We start from the raw sequence: 21,925 nt of genomic DNA, 5'->3' as shown, positions 1-21,925 counted from the left end.
TGTTACGCAGCGCGGTACGCCGTGCGCAGCTTCGCCACCGCTCCGGTCAGGTCACCGGTGAGCAGCAGATGGTCGGCCTCGGCGAACGGCTTGGACACCGCCGCTGTCAGCTTCCCGCCGGCCTTCTGCTGGACCAGCAGCCGGGCCTGGTCCACGATCGCCTTGCCCGCCGGGGTCTTTCCGAGGTGCGCCTTCTCGGCGAGATGCGCGGCCGCGGCGAGGGCGGTGAGGGTGAGCTCGCCGCCTCCGGGGACCTTCTTCAGGGTGGTCAGTCCCCATCCGTACGGGAACTGCGGGTCGTACGCCGCGTCGCCGACGTTGATCGGCAGCTGCGACTCGGACTTCGGCCAGGTCACCGGGAGCTGTCCGGTGAAGGCCTTCTTGCCGTAGAGGACGTCGGCGACGCCGTCTCCCTCGGTGCCCGGCAGCCAGGAGGCCACCAGGGCGTCGATGTCACCGAGCTTGTCGCCGATGAGCTGCGGGCGCCCGGAGACGATCAGGACCGCGCACTTCATCGCCGCGCAGACCTTGTCGACGGCTGCCTGATCGGCGGCCGTGAGCTCCAGGTCGTGGCCGTTGCCGACGTCACCGATGCCTTCGGCGTACGGGGTCTCGCCGACGACCACGACACCGACGTCGTAGCCGTCCGTGGCAGCCGAGGCGTCCTTGGAGTACGTGGCCGAGGCCGTGTTCTTGGTGATGCCCTCCAGGATCGTCGTCCCCGTGGTGATCCTGCCGGAGGAACCCTGCCAGCTGACCGTCCAGCCGCCGGCCTGGTTGCCGAGGTCGTCGGCGTTGGATCCGGCGACGTAGACCTTCTGGGACGGCTTGAGCGGCAGGACCGCGCCGTCGTTCTTCAGGAGGACCTGGGACTTGGCGGCTGCCTCGCGGGCGACCGTCCGGTGCGCGGCGGAGCCGACCTTGTCCAGGTTGGAGGGGTCCGCGTACGGCTTCTCGAAGAGGCCGAGGCGGAACTTCTGGGTCAGGATCCGGGACACCGCGTCGTCGATCCGGGCCTGGCCGATCCGGCCGGCGGTGACCTCGGCCTGGAGCGTGTTCGTGAAGTCCTGGTACGCCGTCGGGACCATGATCATGTCGAGTCCGGCGTTGACGGACGTCCGCACGTCGCTGGCGTAGTCACCGGGGATCTGGTCGATGGCCTGCCAGTCGCTGATGACGAAGCCCTCGAAGCCCATCCGGTCCTTCAGCACACCGTTGATCATCTCGGCGTTGGCGTGCATCTTCACGGGGCCCACGTCGTCACCGAGGATGTCCAGCGAGGAGTACGACGGCATGACCGTGCCGACCCCCCGCTTCACGGACTCGGCGAACGGCGAGAGGTGGACCGCTTCGAGCTCCTCGCGGGTGACCTTCGTGATGCCCTGGTCGATGGGGTACGAGCCGGTGGTGGACGAACCGAACTCCGTACCGCCGTCGCCGACGAAGTGCTTGGCACTGGCCAGCACCTTGTCGCCACGGTCCAGGTCCTTGCCGGAGGGGTGGCCCTGCATTCCGGTGATCACCGTCTCCATGGCTTCCACCAGGGCCGGGTCCTCACCGTAGGCCTCGTAGGAACGGCCCCAGCGCTCGTCGCGGGTCACGCACACGCAGGGAGCGAAGTCCCACGGGATGCCGGTCGCGCGCACCTCGCTCGCGGTGACCTCACCGGTCTTCTCGGCGAGCTTCGGGTCGCGGCCCGCGCCGATGCCGATGTTGTGCGGCATGATCGTCGAGCCGATCACGTTGTTGTGGCCGTGCACCGCGTCCACGCCGTAGATCAGCGGGATCTGGAAGCGGGTCGCCTGGGCGCGCAGCTGGTAGGCGTCGACCATCTTCGCCCAGGCAGCGGCCGTGTTCGGGGTGGGCACGGAACCGCCGCCGGAGAGCAGCGAGCCGAGGTCGTACGCGGCGATGTCGCCCTGGGACCTGAGCGCGTTGCGCTCGGCCTGGGTCATCTGGCCGGCCTTCTCGGCCGGCGACATCCGCGACAGCAGGTCCGCGACGCGCTTCTTCACCGGAAGCTTCGCGTTCTGGTACGGGAGTCCGTGGGCGTCGATGACGACCTGCGGGTTCTCCTTGGGCGGCTTCGCCCCGGTGACGGTGAGTTCGAGCGGGACCGTCTCGGCCGACTCGGCGCCACCGTCCTTCTGCGTGGCCACCGAGACCGTGTGGGTGGTGCCGGAGGCGGTACCCGCGGGGAAGGTGTGGGTGCCGGTGACCGGGGTGTAGTCCTTGCCGGACTCGGCGCTGCCGCCCTGGGTCGTGTACGCGACGGTGACGGGCTCCTCGATGGGGACGGAGCCGGTGGTGGCGACGGAGATCCTGATGTCCGCCGTGCCGCCCTCCTTGACCGGGTGCACGGCGGAGTCGATGACGACGCTCGACTTCAGTGCGGGCTCGGCCTTCCCGTACAGCTCGACGGCGTCCATGGCGAACGCGCCGGGGGCGCCGGTCGGCAGGGTGAGGGCGTAGCCCCACATCTCGTCGAGGCCGAGGACCTGGTCGATGCCGCCGACGGGCTGGTAGTCGGCCCGGTAGACGAAGTCCGCGAACGGGATCTCGACCTGGTGCCAGCCCTCCCAGTCGTCGGTGAAGGACGTGGTCCACAGCTCGGACGCGCCGCCGTTGGCGCCGCCGTCCTTGATCTCGAAGTTGACGCGCTTGCCCGAACCGGGCGGCAGCGGCGCGGTGTTCTGCCCGTACCACCAGAAGCGGATGCCCTTGTGGGCGGTCCAGTTCTCCGGCGGCTGGTCGACGGCGAACTCGTGGCTGAGTCCGCCCCAGGCGCTGATGTCGTAGGTGCCCTGGAGGACCTTGGCTCCCTCGGGGGCGTCGGCGCGCTCCTTGAACTCCAGAACGGGGTGGTCGTCCGCGTCGCCGCCCCAGGTGAAGAGGGAGTCGGCGGGCGGGTTGCCGAGCGGGACCTCGCCCTCGAAGCGGTCGACGAGGACCGGTGCGGGGTCGTCGCTCGCGGCCGCCGCGCTGGGGACGGCCCCGGCGAGCAGTGAGGCGAGGACGGTGGCGGCGGCGAGCGCGGCCGTGGCCGGTCTCGCCCGGTGGCGTGCGCGGGCGTGCGGTGTGCGTGGCATCGGGGCTCTTCTCTACTCCGGCGGTGAGGCTGACAGGGATCGGAACGACTGTTCTGGGGTCACATGGGTGACCTCGTCGGGCGATGCCTTGGGCAGGGGCAGTTGATGCCGCCGGCACCGCGATCGGGCGACGCGCCCTCGGACACCGATCCGGCGTCGGAAGGCGCCCCGACCGAAAACCCGCTCCTCTCACTGATCAGGAACGGTGCTCCGACACGGGTCAGTCGTGAAGGGCGTTCCGGGTGAGGTGGACCGTGTCGCGGTACCACTTGGCACTGTCCTTGAGCGTCCGCTCCTGCGTGTCGTAGTCGACCCGGACGATCCCGAACCGCTTGTCGTAGCCGTAGGCCCACTCGAAGTTGTCCATCAGCGACCAGGCGAAGTAGCCCCGGACGTCGGCGCCCTGGGACCGGGCCTCGGACACGGCTGCGATGTGGTCGGCGAGATAGGCGGTGCGGTCCGTGTCGGGGACGGAGCCGTCGGCGGCGACGGTGTCGTCGAAGGCCGCCCCGTTCTCCGTGATGACGGTCGGCAGCGCGTAGTCGCGCTGGAGCCGCAGCAGCAGATCGGTGAGTTCGGTCGGGGTGATCTCCCAGTCCATCGCGGTACGGGGCAGGTCGCGCTCCACACCACGGGTGACGGGGAGGCCGTCGGCGTCGGTCGGCGACCCGTCCTCGGTGACTCCGGAGAACAGGGCGCCGCGGTAGAAGTTGACGCCGAGGACGTCGAGGGGGGTGGCGATGGCGGCCAGGTCGCCGTCCTGGACGGGCAGTTCGACGCCCTGGGCCGCGAGGTCGTCGACGACGTCCTGCGGGTAGCTGCCGCGGACGATCGGGTCGAGGTAGAGGCGGGTGCCCATGCCGTCGGCACGGCGGCACGCCTCGCGGTCGGCCTCGCTGTCGGTCTCCGGGGTGGCGGTGCCGAGGTTGAGGGTGATGCCGAGCTCGAGCGGGTTGTCGCCCGCTGCCTCCCGCAGCCGCTGCGCCGCGAGGCCGTGGCCCAGCAGGAGGTGGTGGACGGCGCCCATGGCGTCGCCCATGTCGCTCCGGCCGGGGGCGTGGGCCCCGTAGGCGTACCCGAGCATCGCCGAGCACCACGGCTCGTTCAGCGTCGTCCAGTGCTCGACCCGGTCGCCGAGCGCCTCGTAGGCGAGCATCGCGTAGTCGGCGAAGCGGAACGCGGTGTCACGGGCGGGCCAGCCGCCCGCGTCCTCCAGCTCCTGCGGCAGGTCCCAGTGGTAGAGGGTGATCCACGGGGTGACGTTCCTGTCCTGGAGCTCGTCCACCAGCCGCTTGTAGAAGTCCAGTCCCTTGGCGTTGACGGGTCCCCGCCCGCCCGGCTGGATGCGCGGCCAGGCGAGCGAGAAGCGGTACGTGTCGACGCCGAGGCCCGCGATGAGCTCCACGTCCTGGGGCATCCGGTGGTAGTGGTCGCAGGCCACGTCGCCGTTCTCCGCGTTGTGCACGGCGCCCGGGACCTCACAGAAGGTGTCCCAGATCGACGGGGTGCGGCCGTCCTCCCGCGGCGCCCCTTCGATCTGGTACGAGGAGGTGGCGACGCCCCAGCGGAAGTCGGCCGGGAGTCCCTGGACGGCGGCGGGCTGCAGGCTGCGGGGCGTGGCGAGATTCATGGGTCTCCGTAAGTCCTTTGTGGGGTGCGGTGGGTCGTGGGTCAGGCCGGCCGGGTGTGCAGCCAGCAGGCGACCTCACGGTTCTGGGCGGCGTCCGGAGCGGCCAGGACCGGGACCCGCTGGGCACACGGCTCGAAGGCCTTGCCGCAACGGGGGTGGAAGGCGCAGCCGGTGGGCATCGCGCTGAGGTGCGGCGGAACACCGGGGATGCCGGTGAGCTCGCGCCGGGGGCCGTGCAGTGCGGGGAAGGAGTGCAGCAGCCCGTCGCTGTACGGGTGGCGGGGGTCGCGGTAGATCTCGGCCGCGCCCGCCTGTTCCACGATCCGGCCCCCGTACATGATCGCGATCCGGTCCGAGAACTCGATCAGCAGGGAGATGTCGTGGGTGATGAACACGACGGAGAAGGAGAGCTGCTCCCTGAGCTGGACCAGCCGGCGCAGGATCTGGCGCTGCATCACGACGTCGAGCGCGGTGGTCGGCTCGTCCATGATGACGATCTCGGGTTCCAGGGCGAGCGCCATCGCGATCATCACGCGCTGGCGCATGCCGCCGGAGAGCTGGTGCGGATAGGCGGCGAGCCGGTCGGTGGAGATACCGACCAGGGTCAGCAGCTCCTCGGCCCGCGCGGTCCGTTCGCGGGACCGCATGTCGGGCCGGTGCGCCTTGAGGACATCGGTGAGCTGGCTGTGGACGGTGTGCACGGGGTTGAGGGAGTTCATCGCCCCCTGGAACACGATCGACAGTTCCTGCCAGCGGAAGGCGCGCAGCTCATTCGGGGACAGGGAGAGGATGTCGACGGGCTCCGCGCCCGGCCGGTGGTAGTGGACGTCGCCGCCGGTGATCACGCCGGGCGGGGAGAGCAGCCGGGTGACCGCGTACGCGAGTGTGGACTTCCCCGATCCCGACTCGCCCGCCAGGCCGAGGACTTCGCCGCGGTGCAGCGTGAGGTCGATGTCGCGCAGGGCCTGGACTCCGCCGGCACCCGTGCCGTAGTCGACGTTCAGCCCACTGATGGTGAGGATCGGCTCGCCGGTCATTCGCTCTGCTCCTTGGTGCGCGTGCCGGTGCGGGCGGCGTGGGTGCCGGTGCGGTCCGTACGGGCCACCGGGGTGAATCCGACCCGCATCTTGACCTTCCGCGAGGCGCCGGTCGCCGTACGCAGCCGCGGGTTGACGAACTCGTCGATGCCGAAGTTGATCAGGGCGAGCGCGGTGCCCAGGAGGGCGATGCACAGGCCGGCGGGGACGAACCACCACCAGGCGCCCTGGGCCAGGGCCTGGTTGGACTGGGCCCAGAAGAGGACGGTGCCCCAGTTCCAGTGGGAGATGTCGGCGACGCCGATGAAGGCGAGGGTGATCTCCGAGAGGATGGCGAAGATGACGGTGCCGACGAAGCCGGACGCGATGACGGCGGTCAGGTTGGGCATGATCTCGAAGAAGATGATCCGCCAGGTCGATTCGCCCGTGGCGCGGGCCGCCTCGACGTAGTCGCGCCGTCTGAGCGACAGCGTCTGCGCCCGCAGGATCCGCGAGCCCCAGGCCCACGAGGTCAGCGCGATCACGGAGGCGATGAGCAGGTCCCCGGTGTCCGGGACGAAGCTGGCGATGATGATGATCAGCGGCAGGCCGGGGATGACCAGGAAGATGTTGGAGAGCATCGAGAGGATCTCGTCCGCGGCCCCGCCGAGGAATCCGGCGCTGACCCCGATCAGTACGGACAGGGCGGTCGCGAGGATGCCGGCGATGAAGCCGACGACGAGGACGCCACGGGTGCCGACGAGGATCTGCGAGAGGACGTCCTGCCCGGTCTGGGTCGTGCCGAACCAGTGGGCGGCGGAGGGCGCCTGCAGGAGTTCGTCACTCATCATGTCGGGGTCGTACGGGGCGAGCCAGGGCCCCGCGACGGCGAGGATCACGAAGAAGCCGAGGATCAGAAGCCCGGTGCGTGCCTTCCCGCCGCGCAGGAAGCGGAGCCTGGCCCTGCTGGTGGGTGCGGCCGGGGCGGGCACCCCTTCGAGCACGGCGGTGTCGGTGGCGGTGACGGCCATCGTCAGGCCTCCTTACGGGTGCGCGGGTCGAGGAGGGCGTAGATCATGTCGGCCAGCAGGTTCGCGGCGAGCACCGAGAGCGTGATGATCAGGAAGACGCCCTGCATCAGCGGGTAGTCCTTGGCTCCGACGGCCAGGAAGAGCTGGTAGCCGATGCCGGGGTAGGAGAACACCATTTCGACCAGCAGGGTGCCGCCGACGATGAAGCCCAGGGAGAGGGCGAAGCCCGAGATGTTGGGCAGGATCGCGTTGCGGGCGGCGTAGCCGAACATCACGCGCCGCTCGGAGAGCCCCTTGGCCTGCGCCACCATGACGTAGTCCTCGGAGGAGACGGTCACCATCATGTTGCGCATGCCGAGGATCCAGCCGGCGATGGCGCTCAGCACGATCGTCACGCCCGGCAGCACCGCGTGGTAGAGCGCGCTGGAGATGAACGGCCAGTCGAAGGCCGGGACGAGGGAGTTGTCGTAGCCTCCGGCGGCCGGGAAGAACGGCCACTTCACGGCGAACAGGGCGATGGCGATGAGGCCGAGCCAGAAGTACGGGATGGCGGAGATGAAGGTGGTGACGGGCAGCAGGCCGTCGAGCCAGGAGCCGCGCCGCCAGCCGCTGTAGACGCCGATCCCGGTACCGAGGAGGAAGCTGATCATCGTGGTGACGCCGACGAGCGCGAGCGTCCACGGCAATGACTGGGAGATCACTTCGCCGACCGGCGTGGGGAAGAAGGTGAACGACAGGCCGAGGTCGCCGTCCAGGAGGTGCGACCAGTAGTCGGTGTACTGGTCCCAGATGGACTGGTTCTCGTCGAGGCCGAACAGTGCCTTCAGGGAGGCGATGGCACTCGTGTCGAGCTGGCCCTGGTAGCGGCTGATCAGCGCTTCGACGGGGTCACCCGGCATCAGGCGCGGGATCAGGAAGTTGATGGTGATGGCGGCCCACGCGGTGATGGCGTAGAAGGCCAGCCTCTGCAGCATGTACTTCACTTGCCGGCCCCCTGTGCGGTGGTTCCGTCGTACAGCCAGCAGGCGGCCCACTGGCCGTCCGCCAGGTCGAAGCGCGGCGGCAGTTCGGTGCGGCAGCGCTCCATGGCCTTCGGGCAGCGGGGGTGGAAGCGGCAGCCGTCCGGCGGGGCGATCAACGAGGGCGGCTCGCCGCTTCCGGTCTCTTCCTGCGCCTGCTCGTCGGCCACCCGGTCGGGGTCCGGCGCGGAGGCGATCAGCAGCTGTGTGTAGGGGTGCGCGGGGCGCTGGGTGACGGTCTCGCTGTCTCCGCCCTCGACGATCCGGCCCGCGTACATCACCAGGGTCGTGTCCGCGAAGTAGCGGGCGGAGGCGATGTCGTGGGTGATGTAGAGGATCGCGAGGTGCATGCGCTCCTTGAGGTCGCGCAGCAGGTTGAGGACGCCGAGGCGGATCGACACGTCGAGCATCGACACCGGCTCGTCGGCCAGCAGGACCTTGGGGTCCGCGCCGAGCGCGCGCGCGATGGCGACGCGCTGGCGCTGCCCTCCCGACAGCTCGTGCGGGAACTTCTCCAGGAACTGCTGCGGAGGGGTCAGCTGGACCCTCTCCAGCAGAGCGGCCAGGTTCTTCTCCAGGTCCACCTCCCCGTTCCCCGCCCGGCCGTGGATCTTCAGCGCCCGGGTGAGGTGGTAGCGCACGGTGTGCACGGGGTTCAGGGAGGCGAACGGGTCCTGGAATATCAGCTGGACCTGCTTCACGTACGTACGGAAGGACCGGCCACGTCCCGCCTTCACGGCCTTGCCGCCCAGGTGTATCTCGCCCTCGGTGAGCGGGTACAACTGGGCGAGCAGCCGTGCGACGGTGGACTTCCCGGAGCCGGACTCCCCCACCAGGGCCGTGACGGTGCCGCGCCGGAGCTTCAGCGAGACGTCGTCGACTGCGTGGACGGTGCGGCGTCTGCGGGCGAGGATGTCGCCGCCCGTACGCCGCACGGGGAAGTGCTTGGTGACTCCGCGTGCTTCGAGGACCACATCGGTCTCGGTGCGCACGTCTTGGGACTGTTCGGTACTCATGGCCGGTTCTTCCCCGTACTTACTTGGCGGGCGTCAGGTTCAGCACGATCTCCAGCGCGGTCGGCTGGGTGTGCTGCGGCGGCGCGTAGGGAGTGGCTTCGGTGGGCCAGCCCACCCAGTTCTTCGTGGAGTACTCGGCACCGATGGGGGCCGCGGCCGTCGGGATGACCGGGGCTTCCTCGACCATGATCTTCTGAATGACGTTCAGGGCCTTGGTGCGGGCGGCGTCGTCCGTGGCGTTGGCGTACTCCTTGAGCGCGGCGGTCGCCTCGGGGCTCTTGAAGCGGCCGAAGTTGCCGAGCTGGGAGCTCTTGCCGATGGGCTGGAGGATCGCGCCGTCCATGATGTTCTGGTACATGTCGTACGGCGTGGCACCGCTGTTGGTCCAGTGCAGGGTGGCGTCGAAGTTCCCGACGGCGACGTCGTTGCCCCAGGCCTCGGCGGTCTGCGTCTTGACCTTGGCCTCGATGCCGAGTTCCTTGATGCTGTCCTTGATGATCGACAGCCCGGTGATGTAGTCGTTCCAGCCGGCCGGGTCGGTGAAGGTCAGCTTCACGGGCTTGCCGCTCGGGTCCTTCAGGACTCCGCCGCTGAGCTTGAATCCCGCCTCGTCGAGGATCTTCTTGGCCCCGGCGACGTCGGGCTTGGTGGTGGCGTCCTTGTATTCGGGCGCGAGGAACGGCTCACCCGCGGGCAGCGGGATGCCGGTCGGGTTGGTGATCTCCGGGTAGAGCGTCGCCTGGGCCTGGACGTGGATCGCCCTGCGGTCGACGACCATGGCCATCGCCTTGCGGAGCGCCGGGTTGTCGAACGGCTTGCGGGCGGTGTTGAACCACAGGCCGTGGATGCCGAGCCCGGAGGGGAACCACAGCTTGTGGTTCTTCGGGTCCTTGGCCACGTACAGCTGCTTGTAGTTCGGCATGAAGACGAACGACCACTCGACCTTGCCGCTCGCGAGCGCCGTGGTCGCCGCGCTGTTGTCGTTGTACGCGGTGTACCGCAGCTCCTTGACCTTCGTCTTGCCCTTCCAGTAGGTGGGCGTGGCGGTCAGGGTGGTGGTCTGCGGGGTGAACGTCTTCAGCTTGTACGGGCCCGAGCCGACCGGGGTGCGGTTGGGCCAGGTCTCCGGGTTCTCGACCTTCTCCCAGATGTGCTTGGGCACGATGTACGTCACGATGATCTTGTTCTGGTTGACGAACTGGGATTCCTTGAAGGTCAGGACGACCTTCTTGCCCTCCACGGCCACCCCGTCGAAGGGGATGCCGTTGCCGTTGAGCGCCGGGTGCTTCTTGAGCAGCTCGAAGGTGTACGCGACGTCCGCGGCGGTAAGCGGCTTGCCGTCGGCCCACTTGGCCTTGTCGTCGAGGGTGAAGGTGACCTTGGTGAAGTTGGCCTCCCACTTCCACTCCGTCGCCAGCCAGGGGTCCGCCTTGTCGGTGGGGCGGATCTGGTTCGTCATCGCCAGCGGCTCGTAGATCATGTGGCGGTAGCCGAGCACGGCGGCCGCCGACGTCGACAGGAACGGGTTGCTGTTGTTCGTCTGCGGCCCGTCCGGCTTGCCGATGGTCAGTACGCCGGAGGCACCGGCGCCGCCCCCTTTGTTGGCGCCCGAGTTGGCGGACGAGCAACCGGTGGCGAGTGCGACCACGGCGGTGGCGACGGCGACCGCTCTGAGCGTGGTGTGACGGCGTGCGGACATGGCGACTCCAGGAAGACTGCGGGTCTGGGAGATCCGGGATGCGGACAGCGCTCGGCGCGCCGGTTACGGGCGGTGCGACTTACCGGTGGTGCGTCGGGGAGGACTTCAGGAACGGACGGGGCCCGTCGGGCCCTGCCCTCAGGGCGCCGACTGGCGCACGACCAGTTCGGTGGGCAGCACAACCGGTCCGTCCGGTACGGCGGTGCCGCCGAGGTGGGAGAGCAGCAGCCGCGCCGCCGTCTCGCCCATCTGCCGGGTGGGCTGGTGCACGGTGGTGAGGGGCGGTTCGGTGTGTTCGGCCATCGGGATGTCGTCGAAGCCGACCACGGCGATGTCTTCCGGCACGCGGCGCCCAGCGGCCCGCAGGGCCCGTAGGACGCCTGCGGCACTGATGTCGTTGTGGGCGAAGACCGAGTCGAACTCCGTACCGGAGGCGAGGAGTTGTTCCACAGCCAGTCGGCCGCAGCGCTCGGTGAAGTCTCCGCTCACGACAAGATCGGTGGGCAGGACCGACCGGAACCCCGCAAGCCGGTCGCGTACGCAGCCGAAGTGCTCGGGCCCGGTGAGGACCAGGGGCCTGGTGCGTCCTGCTGCCTGCAGATGGCGGGCGGCGGACGCGCCTCCCTCGTGGTTGGTGGTCACGACGGAGGGAAATTCGGGGTGGTGGCCGCGATCGTCGATGAGCACGATCGGCAAGCCGGACCGGTGCAGCTCGGTGAGGTGGGCCAGGGTGTTCTCCGGTTCGACGACGACGAGTCCGTCGAAGGCGCGCGCCGACACCTGGCTGGTGAAGCGCTCCACGGACTCGGCACCCCGGTTGCAGGTGAACAGCAGCAGTCCGTAGTCGGCGGCCTCCACCGTGTCGACGACGCCCTGGAGTACTTCACCCATCCACGGCCAGGTCAGCGAGGGCACCAGCATCCCGACCGTGCGGCTGCTGCCGCGGGCCAGTCCGACGGCGCCCGAGCTGGGCACATAGCCGAGGTTGGCGATCACTTCACGAACGCGGGCTGCCGTTGAACCGTCGACCTCGCCCTTGGTGTTGATGACCCGGGACACGGTCGTCTTGCTGACGCCGGCCTCGCGGGCGACATCGGCGATGGTGACACGCAACGGGGCCTCCGGGGACAAGGCAGGACAGGGCAGGGCAAGCGGTGGACCATGACTTCGGTACCGGTTCCGCAACCGGTACCGGAACCGGTACCGGCGTTGCGGCTGGAGTTAACCCCGCCGGAACAGGGCCGTCAATACTTCACACCGAGATTGGTCCGTACCCATCGTCGAAGCAGGTCCGACAGGCCATTCGTTCACTTATTGAACGCACCTACCTCTTGACGCGGACACGTAAGAGCAGTTCACTCACGCCTCGTTCGACGGCACTTCCCCCACGTCCCTGCCGAGAAAGGCAGCAGCCCATGATGCGAACAAGCAGAACGGCGAGAGTCATCGTCGCCACGGCGCTCGCGACCGCAGGCCTGGCCGGGCTCTCCTCCGGTACCGCACAGGCGGCCGGCGAGACCGTGAACATCGCGCTGACCACGACGGACGACGCCGGTGGCCGCCACGTGACCCGCGGCCTCCAGGCACAGACACCGGTCGCCTTCGGCACGGGCAACGGTGGCTCGGGCACGAACATCACGGTCGACGAGAACACCCGGTACCAGACCTTCACCGGCGGCGGCGCCTCGTTCACGGACACGGCGGCGTGGCTGCTGAAGGGCAGCGGCGCGCTCAGTCAGGCGACCCGCGACGAGACGATGAAGAAGCTGTTCTCCCCCACGGACGGCATCGGACTCTCGTTCGTACGCAATCCGATGGGCGGTTCCGACCTCGCGCGCTTCGGGTACACGTACGACGACATGCCGGCCGGGCAGACGGACCCGAATCTCGCCAACTTCTCGATCGCACACGATCTGCAGGACGTGCTGCCGCTCACCAAGCAGGCCAAGCAGCTCAACCCGGCCCTCACGACGGTCGCCTCCCCGTGGACCGCGCCGGCCTGGATGAAGGACAACGGTCAGCTGAACGGGGGCTGGCTGAAGGCCGAGAACTACGGCGCATACGCCGACTACTTCGTGAAGTACCTCCAGGCCTACCGTGCCCAGGGCGTCCCCGTCGACTACGTCACCGCGCAGAACGAGCCGACGTGCTGCTCCGGCTACCCCTCGATGAGCTGGAACGGCTCAGGGCTCGCGTACTTCACCAAGAGTGAGCTGCTGCCGGGGCTCCAGTCCGCCGGCCTCGCCACCAAGGTGCTGGCCCACGACTGGAACTGGGACAGCTACGACGCGTACGCCGCTCCGACGGTCGACGATGCCGCGGTGCGCAGCCACCCCAACTTCGGTGGGATCGCCTGGCACGGCTACGGCGGAGACATCGCGAAGCAGACCGCCGTGCACAACCAGTACCCGGGGCTGGACGCCTTCCAGACCGAGCACTCGGGCGGCACCTGGATCGCCGACCAGCAGCGCGAGGACATGCTCAACATCATCGACTACACCCGCAACTGGGCGAAGTCGGTGACCAAGTGGTCGCTCGCCGTGGACCAGAACCGCGGCCCGCACAACGGCGGTTGCGGCACCTGCGACGGTCTGGTCACCGTGCACAACGGGGACGGCAGGCACGGCCAGGTCGACTACACCGTCGAGTACTACACGATGGGCCACCTGACGAAGTACGTCCGGCCGGGCGCCGCCCGCATCTCCTCCACCGCGAGCTCCACCGTGCCCAACGTGGCCTGGCGCAACCCGGACGGCTCCAAGGCCCTGATCGCCTACAACGGTTCGACGTCGGCGCAGCAGGTCACGGTCAACTGGGGCGGGCAGAGGTTCACCTACTCGCTGCCCGGCCGCACCTCGGCGACGTTCACCTGGGCGGGCACCCAGTCCGGCTCCTCCGGAAGCTCGGGAGCCCTCGCCGGCATCGGAGGCAAGTGCCTGGACGCCACCGGCAACACCGGGGCGAACGGCACGCCCGTCCAGATCTGGGACTGCACGGGCGCGGCCAACCAGCGCTGGACGGTCTCGGGCGACGGTTCCATCAAGGTCCTGGGCGCCTGCCTGGACGTGACCTCGGGGGCGACGACCGACGGAGCAAAGGTCCAGCTGTACACCTGCAACGGGTCGGGAGCGCAGCGCTGGACGTACAACTCCTCGACCGGGGACGTCGTCAACACGGCCGCGGACAAGTGCCTCGACGTGACCGGCCAGTCCTCGGCGAACGGCGCCGTCACCCAGATCTGGACCTGCACCGGAGCCGCCAACCAGAAGTGGCGGCTCCAGTAGGGGGCTCCCGCTAGTCGGTGGGCTCGACGCCGGCCCGCAGCAGGCCGTAGGTGTACGCGTCCTCCAGGGCCTGCCAGGACGCGGCGATGACGTTCTCGGCCACGCCGACCGTCGCCCAGTCACCGGATCCGTCGCCCGTGGTGATCAGCACCCGGGTGGTGGATTCGGTGCCGGTGCGGCCCTCCAGGATGCGGACCTTGTAGTCGACCAGTTCCAGCTTGGCCAGCTGCGGGTAGATCCGCTCCAGACCGACGCGCAGTGCCCGGTCCAGGGCGTTGACGGGGCCGTTGCCCTCGGCCGTGGCGACGATCCGCTCGCCCTTCGCCCAGAGCTTCACGGTCGCCTCGTTGGCGTGGGTGCCGTCGGGCCGGTCCTCGACGATCGCCCGCCAGGACTCGACACGGAAGTACCGGCGGGGCCTGCCTTCGACCTCCGCACGCAGCAGCAGCTCGAAGGACGCGTCGGCCGCCTCGTAGGTGTAGCCCTTGAGTTCGCGCTCCTTGACCCGCTCGACGACCCGTCCGACGAGCGCGCGGTCGTCGCCCAGGTCGATCCCGAGCTCCTTGCCCTTGAGCTCGATGGACGCGCGGCCCGCCATGTCGGAGACGAGCATCCGCATGGTGTTGCCGACGAGTTCCGGATCGATGTGCTGGTACAGGTCCGGGTCGACCTTGATCGCGGAGGCGTGCAGTCCGGCCTTGTGCGCGAAGGCCGAGACACCCACATAGGGCTGGTGGGTGGACGGGGTGAGGTTGACGACCTCGGCGATGGCGTGCGAGATGCGGGTCATGTCGGCGAGCGCGCCCGCGGGCAGGACGGTCTTGCCGTACTTGAGTTCCAGCGCGGCCACGACGGGGAAGAGGTTGGCGTTGCCGACCCGCTCGCCGTAGCCGTTGGCGGTGCACTGGACGTGGGTGGCGCCCGCGTCCACGGCGGCAAGGGTGTTGGCGACGGCGCAGCCGGTGTCGTCCTGGGCGTGGATGCCGAGGCGGGCGCCGGTGTCGGCGAGGACGGTGGCGACGACCGCCTGGACCTGCGCGGGGAGCATGCCGCCGTTGGTGTCGCAGAGGATGACCACGTCGGCGCCGGCCTCGTAGGCGGTACGCACGACCGACTTGGCGTACTCGGGGTTGGCGCGGTAGCCGTCGAAGAAGTGCTCGCAGTCGACGAAGACCCGGCGGCCCTGTTCGCGGAGGTGGGAGACGGTGTCGCGGACCATCTCCAGGTTCTCTTCGAGGGTGGTGCGCAAAGCCAGTTCCACATGGCGGTCGTGGGACTTGGCGACCAGCGTGATCACCGGGGCGCCCGATGCGAGGAGCGCCTGGACCTGGGGGTCCTCGGCGGCCTTGCCGCCCGCTCTGCGGGTGGCGCCGAAGGCGACGAGCTGGGCGTGCTGGAACTCGATCTCCTGCTGCGCGCGGGCGAAGAACTCGGTGTCGCGGGGGTTGGCACCCGGCCACCCGCCCTCGATGAAGCCCACACCGAAGTCGTCCAGATGCCGGGCGATGGTCAGCTTGTCCGCGACCGTCAGGTTGATGCCTTCACGCTGTGCACCGTCGCGCAGGGTGGTGTCGAAGACATGGAAGCTGTCGTCGGAGGCCGTGGCCTTGGTGGTCATGCTGTCTGACTCCTGTCGGGTGAGCGGATCCGGACGAATCGGCTCCACTTGCCCCCATCATCTCGCGTGCCTCGCCCCGGCCGTGGTGGGGGCCGGAAAACGAAAAAACCCCTCGCGGGTGCGAGAGGTCTGCGCGCGGGTCTGGGGCACGATGGCCGTGCCGTACGAGGTGGTACGGGACGGTCACTGCGGACCGGCGCGCCTGCTGCCGATAATCATGGCGAACGAGGACACGCACGCAGTCTTGCACAGCACCTCGTTCGCGCCCCGCCCCGTCTCAGGATGCGGTCGTGATGTCCGCCGCACCGGGCGGGTACGGGGCGCCCTCACCCCGTACGGGACGGCCGAGCGGATCGCCGAAGCCGCCCGGTGCGAGGCGGAACGCACGAGTGGCCGCACCCGGTGCGGGGCGCGGCCACTCGTGCGTACAGGCGCTCTAGCCGAGGGGGTGCATCCAGCCGTGGGTGTCCTCGGCGATGCCGCGCTGGATGTCCAGGAGGCGCTCGCGGAGTCTGAGGGTGACCTCACCGGGCGTGCCGTCGCCCTGGACCCACTCGCCGTCCGCGGACTTCACGGTGCCGACGGGCGTGATGACGGCGGCGGTACCGCAGGCGAACACCTCGGTCAGGGTGCCGTTCGCGGTGTCGTCCCGCCACTGGTCGATGGAGACGCGGCCCTCCTCGGAGGCGTACCCGAGGTCCCGGGCGACGGTGAGCAGCGAGTCACGGGTGACGCCGGCGAGCAGCGAGCCGGTGAGGGAGGGGGTGACGATCCGCTTGCCGCCGTCCTCCTGGTCGTACACGAAGTAGAGGTTCATGCCGCCCAGTTCCTCGACCCACGTGTGCTCGACGGCGTCGAGGTAGGCGACCTGGTCGCAGCCCTTCGCGGCGGCCTCGGCCTGGGCGAGGAGGGAGGCGGCGTAGTTGCCGCCGGTCTTGGCGTCGCCCATGCCGCCGGGGACGGCACGCACCCGGTCCTGGGAGAGCCAGATGGAGACCGGCTTCACGCCACCGGGGAAGTAGGCGCCGGCGGGTGAGGCGATGACGAGGAAGAGGTACGAGTTGGCGGGCCTCACACCCAGACCGACCTCGGAAGCGATCATGAACGGACGCAGGTAGAGGGACTCCTCGCCGCCGTGCGCCGGAACCCAGTCCTTGTCCTGCTGGACCAGGGCGTCGCACGCCGCGATGAACGTCTCGGCCGGCAGTTCGGGCATGGCGAGCCGGGCGGCGGACCGCTGGAAGCGCGCGGCGTTGGCCTCAGGGCGGAACGTGGCGACCGTACCGTCGCTCTGGCGGTAGGCCTTGAGACCCTCGAAGATCTCCTGCGCGTAGTGCAGGGTCATGTTCGCGGGGTCGATCGACAGCGGTCCGTACGGGACCAGCTGGGCGTCGTGCCAGCCGCGGCCCTCGGTCCAGCTGATCGTCACCATGTGATCGGTGAAGTGGCGGCCGAATCCGGGGCTGGCCAGGATCGCCTCGCGCTCCGCGTCGGACAGCGGGTTCGAGGAGGGCTTGAGCTCGATCGTGGGCGTCGTCATGAGTGCGTGTCCTTCACCGGTCTTGTGTGTGATGGACCGCGCTCACGCCCGCTCCCCGTCCGACACGTCGGACAGGTTGTAGGACGTCCGAGCTCTCCCGCAAGCCGCGGCCCCGCGTTCGATTATCTCTCGCGGGTGGCCGTGCACGAAATGAGGCGCTTGCGGTGACGTGATTGCGGTCCGGGGGTCGATGGTGGCACCCGGTGACCGCAAGGTGAAGCCGACGGGTGCGGATGCGACCCGGCGGCTTCGAAGTGGAGGCGCCGGGTCAGCTCGCTACGCGTGCCGCGAGCGCGTCACCGATCTCGTCGGTGGTGCGCGCCGTCTTCCCGTCGCGCTCCGCGAGGTCGGCGGAGACGGCCTCCTCGATGCGCACGGCCTCGGCCTCGTGGCCGAGGTGGCGCAGCAGGAGGGCGACGGACAGGATCGTGGCGGTCGGGTCGGCCTTGCCCTGCCCCGCGATGTCGGGGGCAGTGCCGTGGACCGGCTCGAACATCGACGGGAACGCGCCCGTCGGGTTGATGTTTCCGGACGCGGCCAGGCCGATACCGCCGGTAACGGCTGCGGCGAGGTCGGTGAGGATGTCACCGAAGAGGTTGTCGGTGACGATGACGTCGAAGCGCTCCGGCTGGGTGACGAAGAAGATCGTCGCGGCGTCGACGTGCAGGTAGTCGGTGGTGATCTCGGGGTACTCGGCCGCGACCTTGTCGAAGGTGTTCTTCCACAGGTGGCCGGCGTACACGAGGACGTTGTTCTTGTGGACCAGCGTCAGCTTCTTGCGCGGGCGGGCGGCGGCACGCGCGAAGGCGTCCCGGACGACGCGCTCGACGCCGTAGGCCGTGTTGACACTGACCTCGGTGGCGACCTCGTGCTCCGTACCGGTGCGCAGGGAACCGCCGTTGCCCGTGTACGGACCCTCGGTGCCCTCGCGGACGACGACGAAGTCGATCTCGGGGCGGCCGGCCAGCGGCGTCGCGGTGTTCGGGAAGAGCTTCGACGGCCGCAGGTTGATGTAGTGGTCGAACTCGAAGCGCAGTTTCAGCAGCAGCCCGCGCTCCAGTACGCCCGACGGCACGGACGGGTCTCCGATGGCGCCGAGCAGGATGGCGTCGTGACCCTTGAGGGCCTCCAGCTCCGCGTCCGGGAGGGTTTCACCGGTGCGGTGCCAGCGCTGGGCGCCGAGGTCGTACTCCTTGGTCTCCAGCTTCACATCCTGCGGGAGAACAGCGTTGAGGACCTTGAGGCCCTGGGTGACGACCTCCTGGCCGATACCGTCGCCGGGGATCACTGCGAGATTGAGGCTGCGAGACATAACGCCACCCTAGCCCTCCGTCCCACCCAATGACATCCGTTGTCCACGATACGGACGCCTCGCACGGATGGCGCGGTCGTGCACCGAGCACGGGACGGAGGGTGGGCCCGGGGCCGTCAGTGGCCCGTGGATCCGCCGTTGTCACGGCGGTCGAGGGCCCGCTGCAGAGCGGCGGCGGCGTTCTTCCGGTCCGAGTCGGCCGGGCGGGAGGTGCGGCGGACGCGGCGGGCAGTGGTCGTGGCCATGGTGGATCGACTCCTTGAGATCGCGTGGATTTCGAGATCGGGACTTCGGGAAAATGCGATGTCGAGATCAGGATTTCGAGGCGCCGGAAGGGGCGGGGAGAGGTGCCGCAGGGGTTGCCTGCTTCGGGGCACGTGCTCGCGACCGCCAGTCGCTGGATCGTGCGAGTCGTTCGGCTCCTACAAAGTTAGGACAGCCCGGCCCATCTGTCTCTACAGATACTCGGACTTCCTACTATCTGAGACGGGCGCACGAGCGGAACGTGCTACGTGCGCCCCTGCGGGCGGCCTCAGAAGGGCACGGTCAGCTGCGCCCGGACATGGGTGCGCAGGACGTCCGCCATGTCCGTGCCGCCGTCGGCCAGGAGCCACTGCACCTGGAGCCCGTCCATCAGGGCGATCAGCTGCTGCCCGGCCGCCGCGGGGTCGATGCCCTCGCGCAGGGCACCCTCCCTGCGCACCTGGGCGTAGGCGTCCTCCGCCCCCGACACCGAGTCCCTGTACCGCCGTTCGAAGTAGCCGTGGGCCGGGTGCTCGGCCGAGGTCGCCTCCGCGGAGACCACCGTGAACAGCTCGACGATCCCGCGGCGCGTGGCGTTCAGCTCCGCCAGATCGACGAACCTGCGGAGCCGGTCGACGCCGGTGGCCGCGGACGACGAGAGCCACTCGCCGTCCACTTCGTCGCGGTGTTCGAGGACCGCGAGCAGCAGGTACTCCTTGGTCGGGAAGTGGTGCATCAGACCGGTGTGCGAGATTCCGCACCGGGTCGCGATGACCCGCAGCGACGCCCCCCGGTACCCGGCCTCGCCGAACAGGGACATGGCCTGGTCGAGGATCTCGCGCCGCTTCGCGCGGCCTTTCGCGTAACCACGCCGCACTTCAGCGGTCACCTGCCACCTCCCCGGCCCCTGCGGCCGGTTTCGGGCGGCCGGAATCGACGATCGGATGCGCACACCTGAAGTTACTTACCAGGTGGTCGGTATTCACTCTATGGTGAACCCGAACCGCGTCGCGAAAGGACCCCCTCGTGTCCCCCACACCCACCCCGCCCTACCTCGACCCCGCGCTGTCCGTCGCGGAGCGGGTCGGTGACCTTCTCGGCCGCATGACGCTGGCGGAGAAGACCGGCCAGATGCTCCAGCTGAACGCCAAGGACGGGGTGCGGCACCTCATCGAGGACCTGCACGCGGGTTCGATCCTCCACGCATCGCCCGACCGCGTCCTCGAAGCGGCCGCGCTCACCGAGCGCACCCGGCTGCGCATCCCCCTGCTGGTCGCCGAGGACTGCATCCACGGGCACTCCTTCTGGGAGGGGGCCACGATCTATCCGACCCAGCTCGGCATGGCCGCGACGTGGGACCCGGAGCTCGTACAGCGCATCGCCAGGGCGACCGCCGTGGAGGTCGCGGCGAGCGGGGTCCACTGGACGTTCTCCCCCGTGCTCTGCATCACGCGCGATCTGCGCTGGGGCCGGGTCAGCGAGACCTTCGGCGAGGACCCCTTCCTCATCGGCGAGCTCGCCTCGGCGATGGTGCGCGGCTACCAGGGCGAGGGCCTCACCGACCCGACGGCGATCCTCGCCTGCGCCAAGCACTTCGCGGGCTACTCCGAGACGCAGGGCGGCCGTGACGCGAGCGAGGCGGACATCTCGCGACGCAAGCTGCGCGCCTGGTTCCTCCCCCCGTTCGAGCGGGTCGCCCGCGAGGGGTGCCGCACGTTCATGCTCGGCTACCAGTCCATGGACGGTGTGCCGGTCACGGTGAACAACTGGCTGCTGAACGAGGTGCTGCGCGGCGAGTGGGGCTACACCGGCACCCTGGTGACCGACTGGGACAACGTCGGCCGCATGGTGTGGGAGCAGCGGATCCACGCCGACTACGCCCAGGCCTCCGCCGCCGCGGTCCGCGCCGGCAACGACATGGTGATGGCGACGCCGAAGTTCTTCGAGGGTGCGCAGGAGGCGGTCGCCCGGGGCACCCTCGACGAGGCGGAGATCGATGCGGCGGTCCGGCGCGTCCTGACGCTGAAGTTCGAGCTCGGCCTCTTCGAGAACCCGCGCCACCCCGACGCCGACCGGCAGGCCGCGGTCATCGGCAGCGCCGAGCACGCCGAGCTGAACCTGGAAGCCGCCCGCCGCTCACTGGTCCTGCTCACCAACGACGGCACCCTGCCGCTGGCCGGCGGCTTCGAGCCGGGCCCGGACGGCCGCGCTCTCGCCGCCCCCGGCTCGGCTCCGCGCACGGTCGCCGTGATCGGGCCCAACGCCGACGACGCGCAGACGCAGCTCGGCGACTGGGCGGGCTCCTCGGGCCAGGCGGACTGGCTGCCGGACGGCCATCCGCGCGGAATGATCCGTACGGTGCTCGACGGATTCCGCGAGCACGCCCCCGAGAGCTGGACCGTCTCGTACGCCCGGGGCGCCGAGATCCTCACCGTGGGTCCCGACCCGGACGGGGAGTTCTTCCCCGACGGACAGCCCCGGCCCCATGTCGTCGTCCCGGCGGAACCCTGTGCCGCCCTCGTCGCCGAGGCGGTGGCCGCCGCCGAGGCGGCCGACCACGTCGTCGCGGTCGTGGGCGACCGCATCGAACTGGTCGGCGAGGGGCGCTCGACCGCGACCCTGGAGCTGGTCGGCGACCAGGTCGCGCTGCTCGACGCCCTCGCCGCGACCGGCAAGCCGCTGGTCGTCGTCGTGATCAGTTCCAAGCCGCTGGTGCTTCCGCCGTCGGCCCTCGGTGCTGCGGCGATCGTGCACGCCTTCAACCCGGGCATGCAGGGCGGCCGGGCCGTGGCCGAGCTGGTGCTCGGCCTCATCGAGCCTTCGGGGCGGCTGCCGGTCTCCTTCGCCCGGCATGCGGGCCAGCAGCCGACGTACTACAACCAGATCCGCGGCCAGCACGGCACGCGGTACGCCGACCTCACCCAGAGTCCCGAGTTCGTGTTCGGCGAGGGCCTGAGCTACACGACCGTCACGTACGCGGATCTGGAGGTGCTCACGACGAGCGTCGGCGCGTCCGACACGGTGCAGGCCCGGGTCACGGTCGGCAACACCGGTGACCGGCCCGTGCGGGAGACCGTGCAGGTGTACGTGAGCGACACGGTGACCTCGGTGACCTGGGCCGAGAAGGAACTGAAGGCGTACCGGCAGGTGGACCTGGCCCCGGGCGAAACGCGCGAGATCCTTCTCGAGCTGCCCGTCGCCGCGTGCACGCTCGTGGACGCCGAGGGCGCCCGCGTCGTCGAGCCGGGCGACTTCGAACTGCTCGTCGGCCCGTCCTCGCGCGAGGACGCGCTGCTGCGGGCGGGCTTCACCGTGAAGGACTGAGACCCAGGTCGCCGGGGGAAATGGAAACCGCCTCCCGGCCGGCAGGGGGGCCGGTCGGGAGGCGGTGTACGGGGCGGGGCGCGGCAGTGCGCGCCCCGGGGGGC

At 69.7% G+C, this 21,925-nt stretch carries 15 protein-coding genes; 2 read left to right on the top strand and 13 right to left on the bottom strand.

Annotated features, from left to right (window positions below):
* Positions 1 to 2 precede the first annotated feature (2 nt).
* The 8 genes from ABZS61_RS23050 to ABZS61_RS23015 all read right to left on the bottom strand — a co-directional run bounded on the left by ABZS61_RS23050 (position 3) and on the right by ABZS61_RS23015 (position 11,613).
* Positions 3 to 3,089, bottom strand: coding sequence for a glycoside hydrolase family 3 N-terminal domain-containing protein (locus ABZS61_RS23050; RefSeq protein WP_356424246.1), 3,087 nt, complete (start codon positions 3,087 to 3,089; stop codon positions 3 to 5).
* Between the two features lie 220 nt (positions 3,090 to 3,309).
* A complete protein-coding gene (locus ABZS61_RS23045) occupies positions 3,310 to 4,719 on the bottom strand; it encodes a GH1 family beta-glucosidase (RefSeq protein WP_356424243.1) in 1,410 nt (469 codons plus the stop codon).
* Between the two features lie 41 nt (positions 4,720 to 4,760).
* A complete protein-coding gene (locus tag ABZS61_RS23040; RefSeq protein WP_356424240.1) occupies positions 4,761 to 5,756 on the bottom strand; it encodes an ABC transporter ATP-binding protein in 996 nt (331 codons plus the stop codon).
* A complete protein-coding gene (locus ABZS61_RS23035; protein WP_356424237.1) occupies positions 5,753 to 6,766 on the bottom strand; it encodes an ABC transporter permease in 1,014 nt (337 codons plus the stop codon). Before ABZS61_RS23035 ends, ABZS61_RS23040 begins: the two co-directional genes overlap by 4 nt.
* 2 nt (positions 6,767 to 6,768) lie before the next feature.
* Positions 6,769 to 7,749, bottom strand: coding sequence for an ABC transporter permease (locus ABZS61_RS23030; protein ID WP_356424233.1), 981 nt, complete (start codon positions 7,747 to 7,749; stop codon positions 6,769 to 6,771).
* Positions 7,746 to 8,801, bottom strand: a complete 1,056-nt coding sequence (locus tag ABZS61_RS23025) for an ABC transporter ATP-binding protein (protein ID WP_356424230.1) — start codon at positions 8,799 to 8,801, stop codon at positions 7,746 to 7,748. Before ABZS61_RS23025 ends, ABZS61_RS23030 begins: the two co-directional genes overlap by 4 nt.
* 19 nt (positions 8,802 to 8,820) lie before the next feature.
* The gene (locus ABZS61_RS23020) at positions 8,821 to 10,500 is read right to left on the bottom strand and encodes an ABC transporter substrate-binding protein (protein ID WP_356424228.1); all 1,680 of its coding nucleotides are present in this window, start codon (positions 10,498 to 10,500) and stop codon (positions 8,821 to 8,823) included.
* A gap of 138 nt (positions 10,501 to 10,638) precedes the next feature.
* Complete coding sequence (locus ABZS61_RS23015) at positions 10,639 to 11,613, bottom strand: LacI family DNA-binding transcriptional regulator (protein WP_356424225.1); 975 nt, start codon at positions 11,611 to 11,613, stop codon at positions 10,639 to 10,641.
* Between the two features lie 302 nt (positions 11,614 to 11,915).
* Between ABZS61_RS23015 and ABZS61_RS23010 the strand changes: the two genes are divergently transcribed.
* A complete protein-coding gene (locus ABZS61_RS23010) occupies positions 11,916 to 13,784 on the top strand; it encodes a ricin-type beta-trefoil lectin domain protein (protein WP_356424222.1) in 1,869 nt (622 codons plus the stop codon).
* Between the two features lie 10 nt (positions 13,785 to 13,794).
* Here the strand turns inward: ABZS61_RS23010 and cimA are convergent, their stop codons facing one another.
* From cimA to ABZS61_RS22985, 5 genes are all read right to left on the bottom strand, one after another.
* On the bottom strand, positions 13,795 to 15,402 hold the full coding sequence (gene cimA / locus ABZS61_RS23005) for a citramalate synthase (RefSeq protein WP_356424219.1): 1,608 nt from the start codon (positions 15,400 to 15,402) through the stop codon (positions 13,795 to 13,797).
* A gap of 436 nt (positions 15,403 to 15,838) precedes the next feature.
* Positions 15,839 to 16,942, bottom strand: coding sequence for a branched-chain amino acid aminotransferase (locus tag ABZS61_RS23000; RefSeq protein WP_356424216.1), 1,104 nt, complete (start codon positions 16,940 to 16,942; stop codon positions 15,839 to 15,841).
* 268 nt (positions 16,943 to 17,210) lie between these two features.
* Positions 17,211 to 18,254 (bottom strand): 3-isopropylmalate dehydrogenase, encoded by a 1,044-nt coding sequence (locus ABZS61_RS22995; protein WP_356424213.1) that lies wholly within the window; start codon positions 18,252 to 18,254, stop codon positions 17,211 to 17,213.
* Positions 18,255 to 18,370: 116 nt separating this feature from the next.
* Positions 18,371 to 18,499 (bottom strand): hypothetical protein, encoded by a 129-nt coding sequence (locus tag ABZS61_RS22990; RefSeq protein ID WP_356424210.1) that lies wholly within the window; start codon positions 18,497 to 18,499, stop codon positions 18,371 to 18,373.
* A gap of 287 nt (positions 18,500 to 18,786) precedes the next feature.
* Positions 18,787 to 19,386 (bottom strand): TetR/AcrR family transcriptional regulator, encoded by a 600-nt coding sequence (locus ABZS61_RS22985; RefSeq protein WP_356424207.1) that lies wholly within the window; start codon positions 19,384 to 19,386, stop codon positions 18,787 to 18,789.
* A gap of 137 nt (positions 19,387 to 19,523) precedes the next feature.
* Between ABZS61_RS22985 and ABZS61_RS22980 the strand changes: the two genes are divergently transcribed.
* The gene (locus tag ABZS61_RS22980) at positions 19,524 to 21,821 is read left to right on the top strand and encodes a glycoside hydrolase family 3 N-terminal domain-containing protein (protein WP_356424204.1); all 2,298 of its coding nucleotides are present in this window, start codon (positions 19,524 to 19,526) and stop codon (positions 21,819 to 21,821) included.
* The last annotated feature ends 104 nt before the right edge of the window (positions 21,822 to 21,925 follow it).

The organism is Streptomyces sp. NPDC005566, from assembly GCF_040605575.1.
Classification (GTDB): Bacteria; Actinomycetota; Actinomycetes; order Streptomycetales; family Streptomycetaceae; genus Streptomyces.
The sequence above is the reverse complement of the archived record's forward strand: the minus strand, read 5'-3'. Positions and strand labels throughout refer to the sequence as shown.

Bases quoted from the DNA above. Each gene is read 5' to 3' on its own strand.
- ABZS61_RS23050 (WP_356424246.1), bottom strand. From the start codon at position 3,089: ATGCCACGCACACCGCACGCCCGCGCACGCCACCGGGCGAGACCGGCC.
- ABZS61_RS23045 (WP_356424243.1), bottom strand. From the start codon at position 4,719: ATGAATCTCGCCACGCCCCGCAGCCTGCAGCCCGCCGCCGTCCAGGGA.
- ABZS61_RS23040 (WP_356424240.1), bottom strand. From the start codon at position 5,756: ATGACCGGCGAGCCGATCCTCACCATCAGTGGGCTGAACGTCGACTAC.
- ABZS61_RS23035 (WP_356424237.1), bottom strand. From the start codon at position 6,766: ATGGCCGTCACCGCCACCGACACCGCCGTGCTCGAAGGGGTGCCCGCC.
- ABZS61_RS23025 (WP_356424230.1), bottom strand. From the start codon at position 8,801: ATGAGTACCGAACAGTCCCAAGACGTGCGCACCGAGACCGATGTGGTC.
- ABZS61_RS23020 (WP_356424228.1), bottom strand. From the start codon at position 10,500: ATGTCCGCACGCCGTCACACCACGCTCAGAGCGGTCGCCGTCGCCACC.
- ABZS61_RS23010 (WP_356424222.1), top strand. From the start codon at position 11,916: ATGATGCGAACAAGCAGAACGGCGAGAGTCATCGTCGCCACGGCGCTC.
- cimA (WP_356424219.1), bottom strand. From the start codon at position 15,402: ATGACCACCAAGGCCACGGCCTCCGACGACAGCTTCCATGTCTTCGAC.
- ABZS61_RS23000 (WP_356424216.1), bottom strand. From the start codon at position 16,942: ATGACGACGCCCACGATCGAGCTCAAGCCCTCCTCGAACCCGCTGTCC.
- ABZS61_RS22995 (WP_356424213.1), bottom strand. From the start codon at position 18,254: ATGTCTCGCAGCCTCAATCTCGCAGTGATCCCCGGCGACGGTATCGGC.
- ABZS61_RS22990 (WP_356424210.1), bottom strand. From the start codon at position 18,499: ATGGCCACGACCACTGCCCGCCGCGTCCGCCGCACCTCCCGCCCGGCC.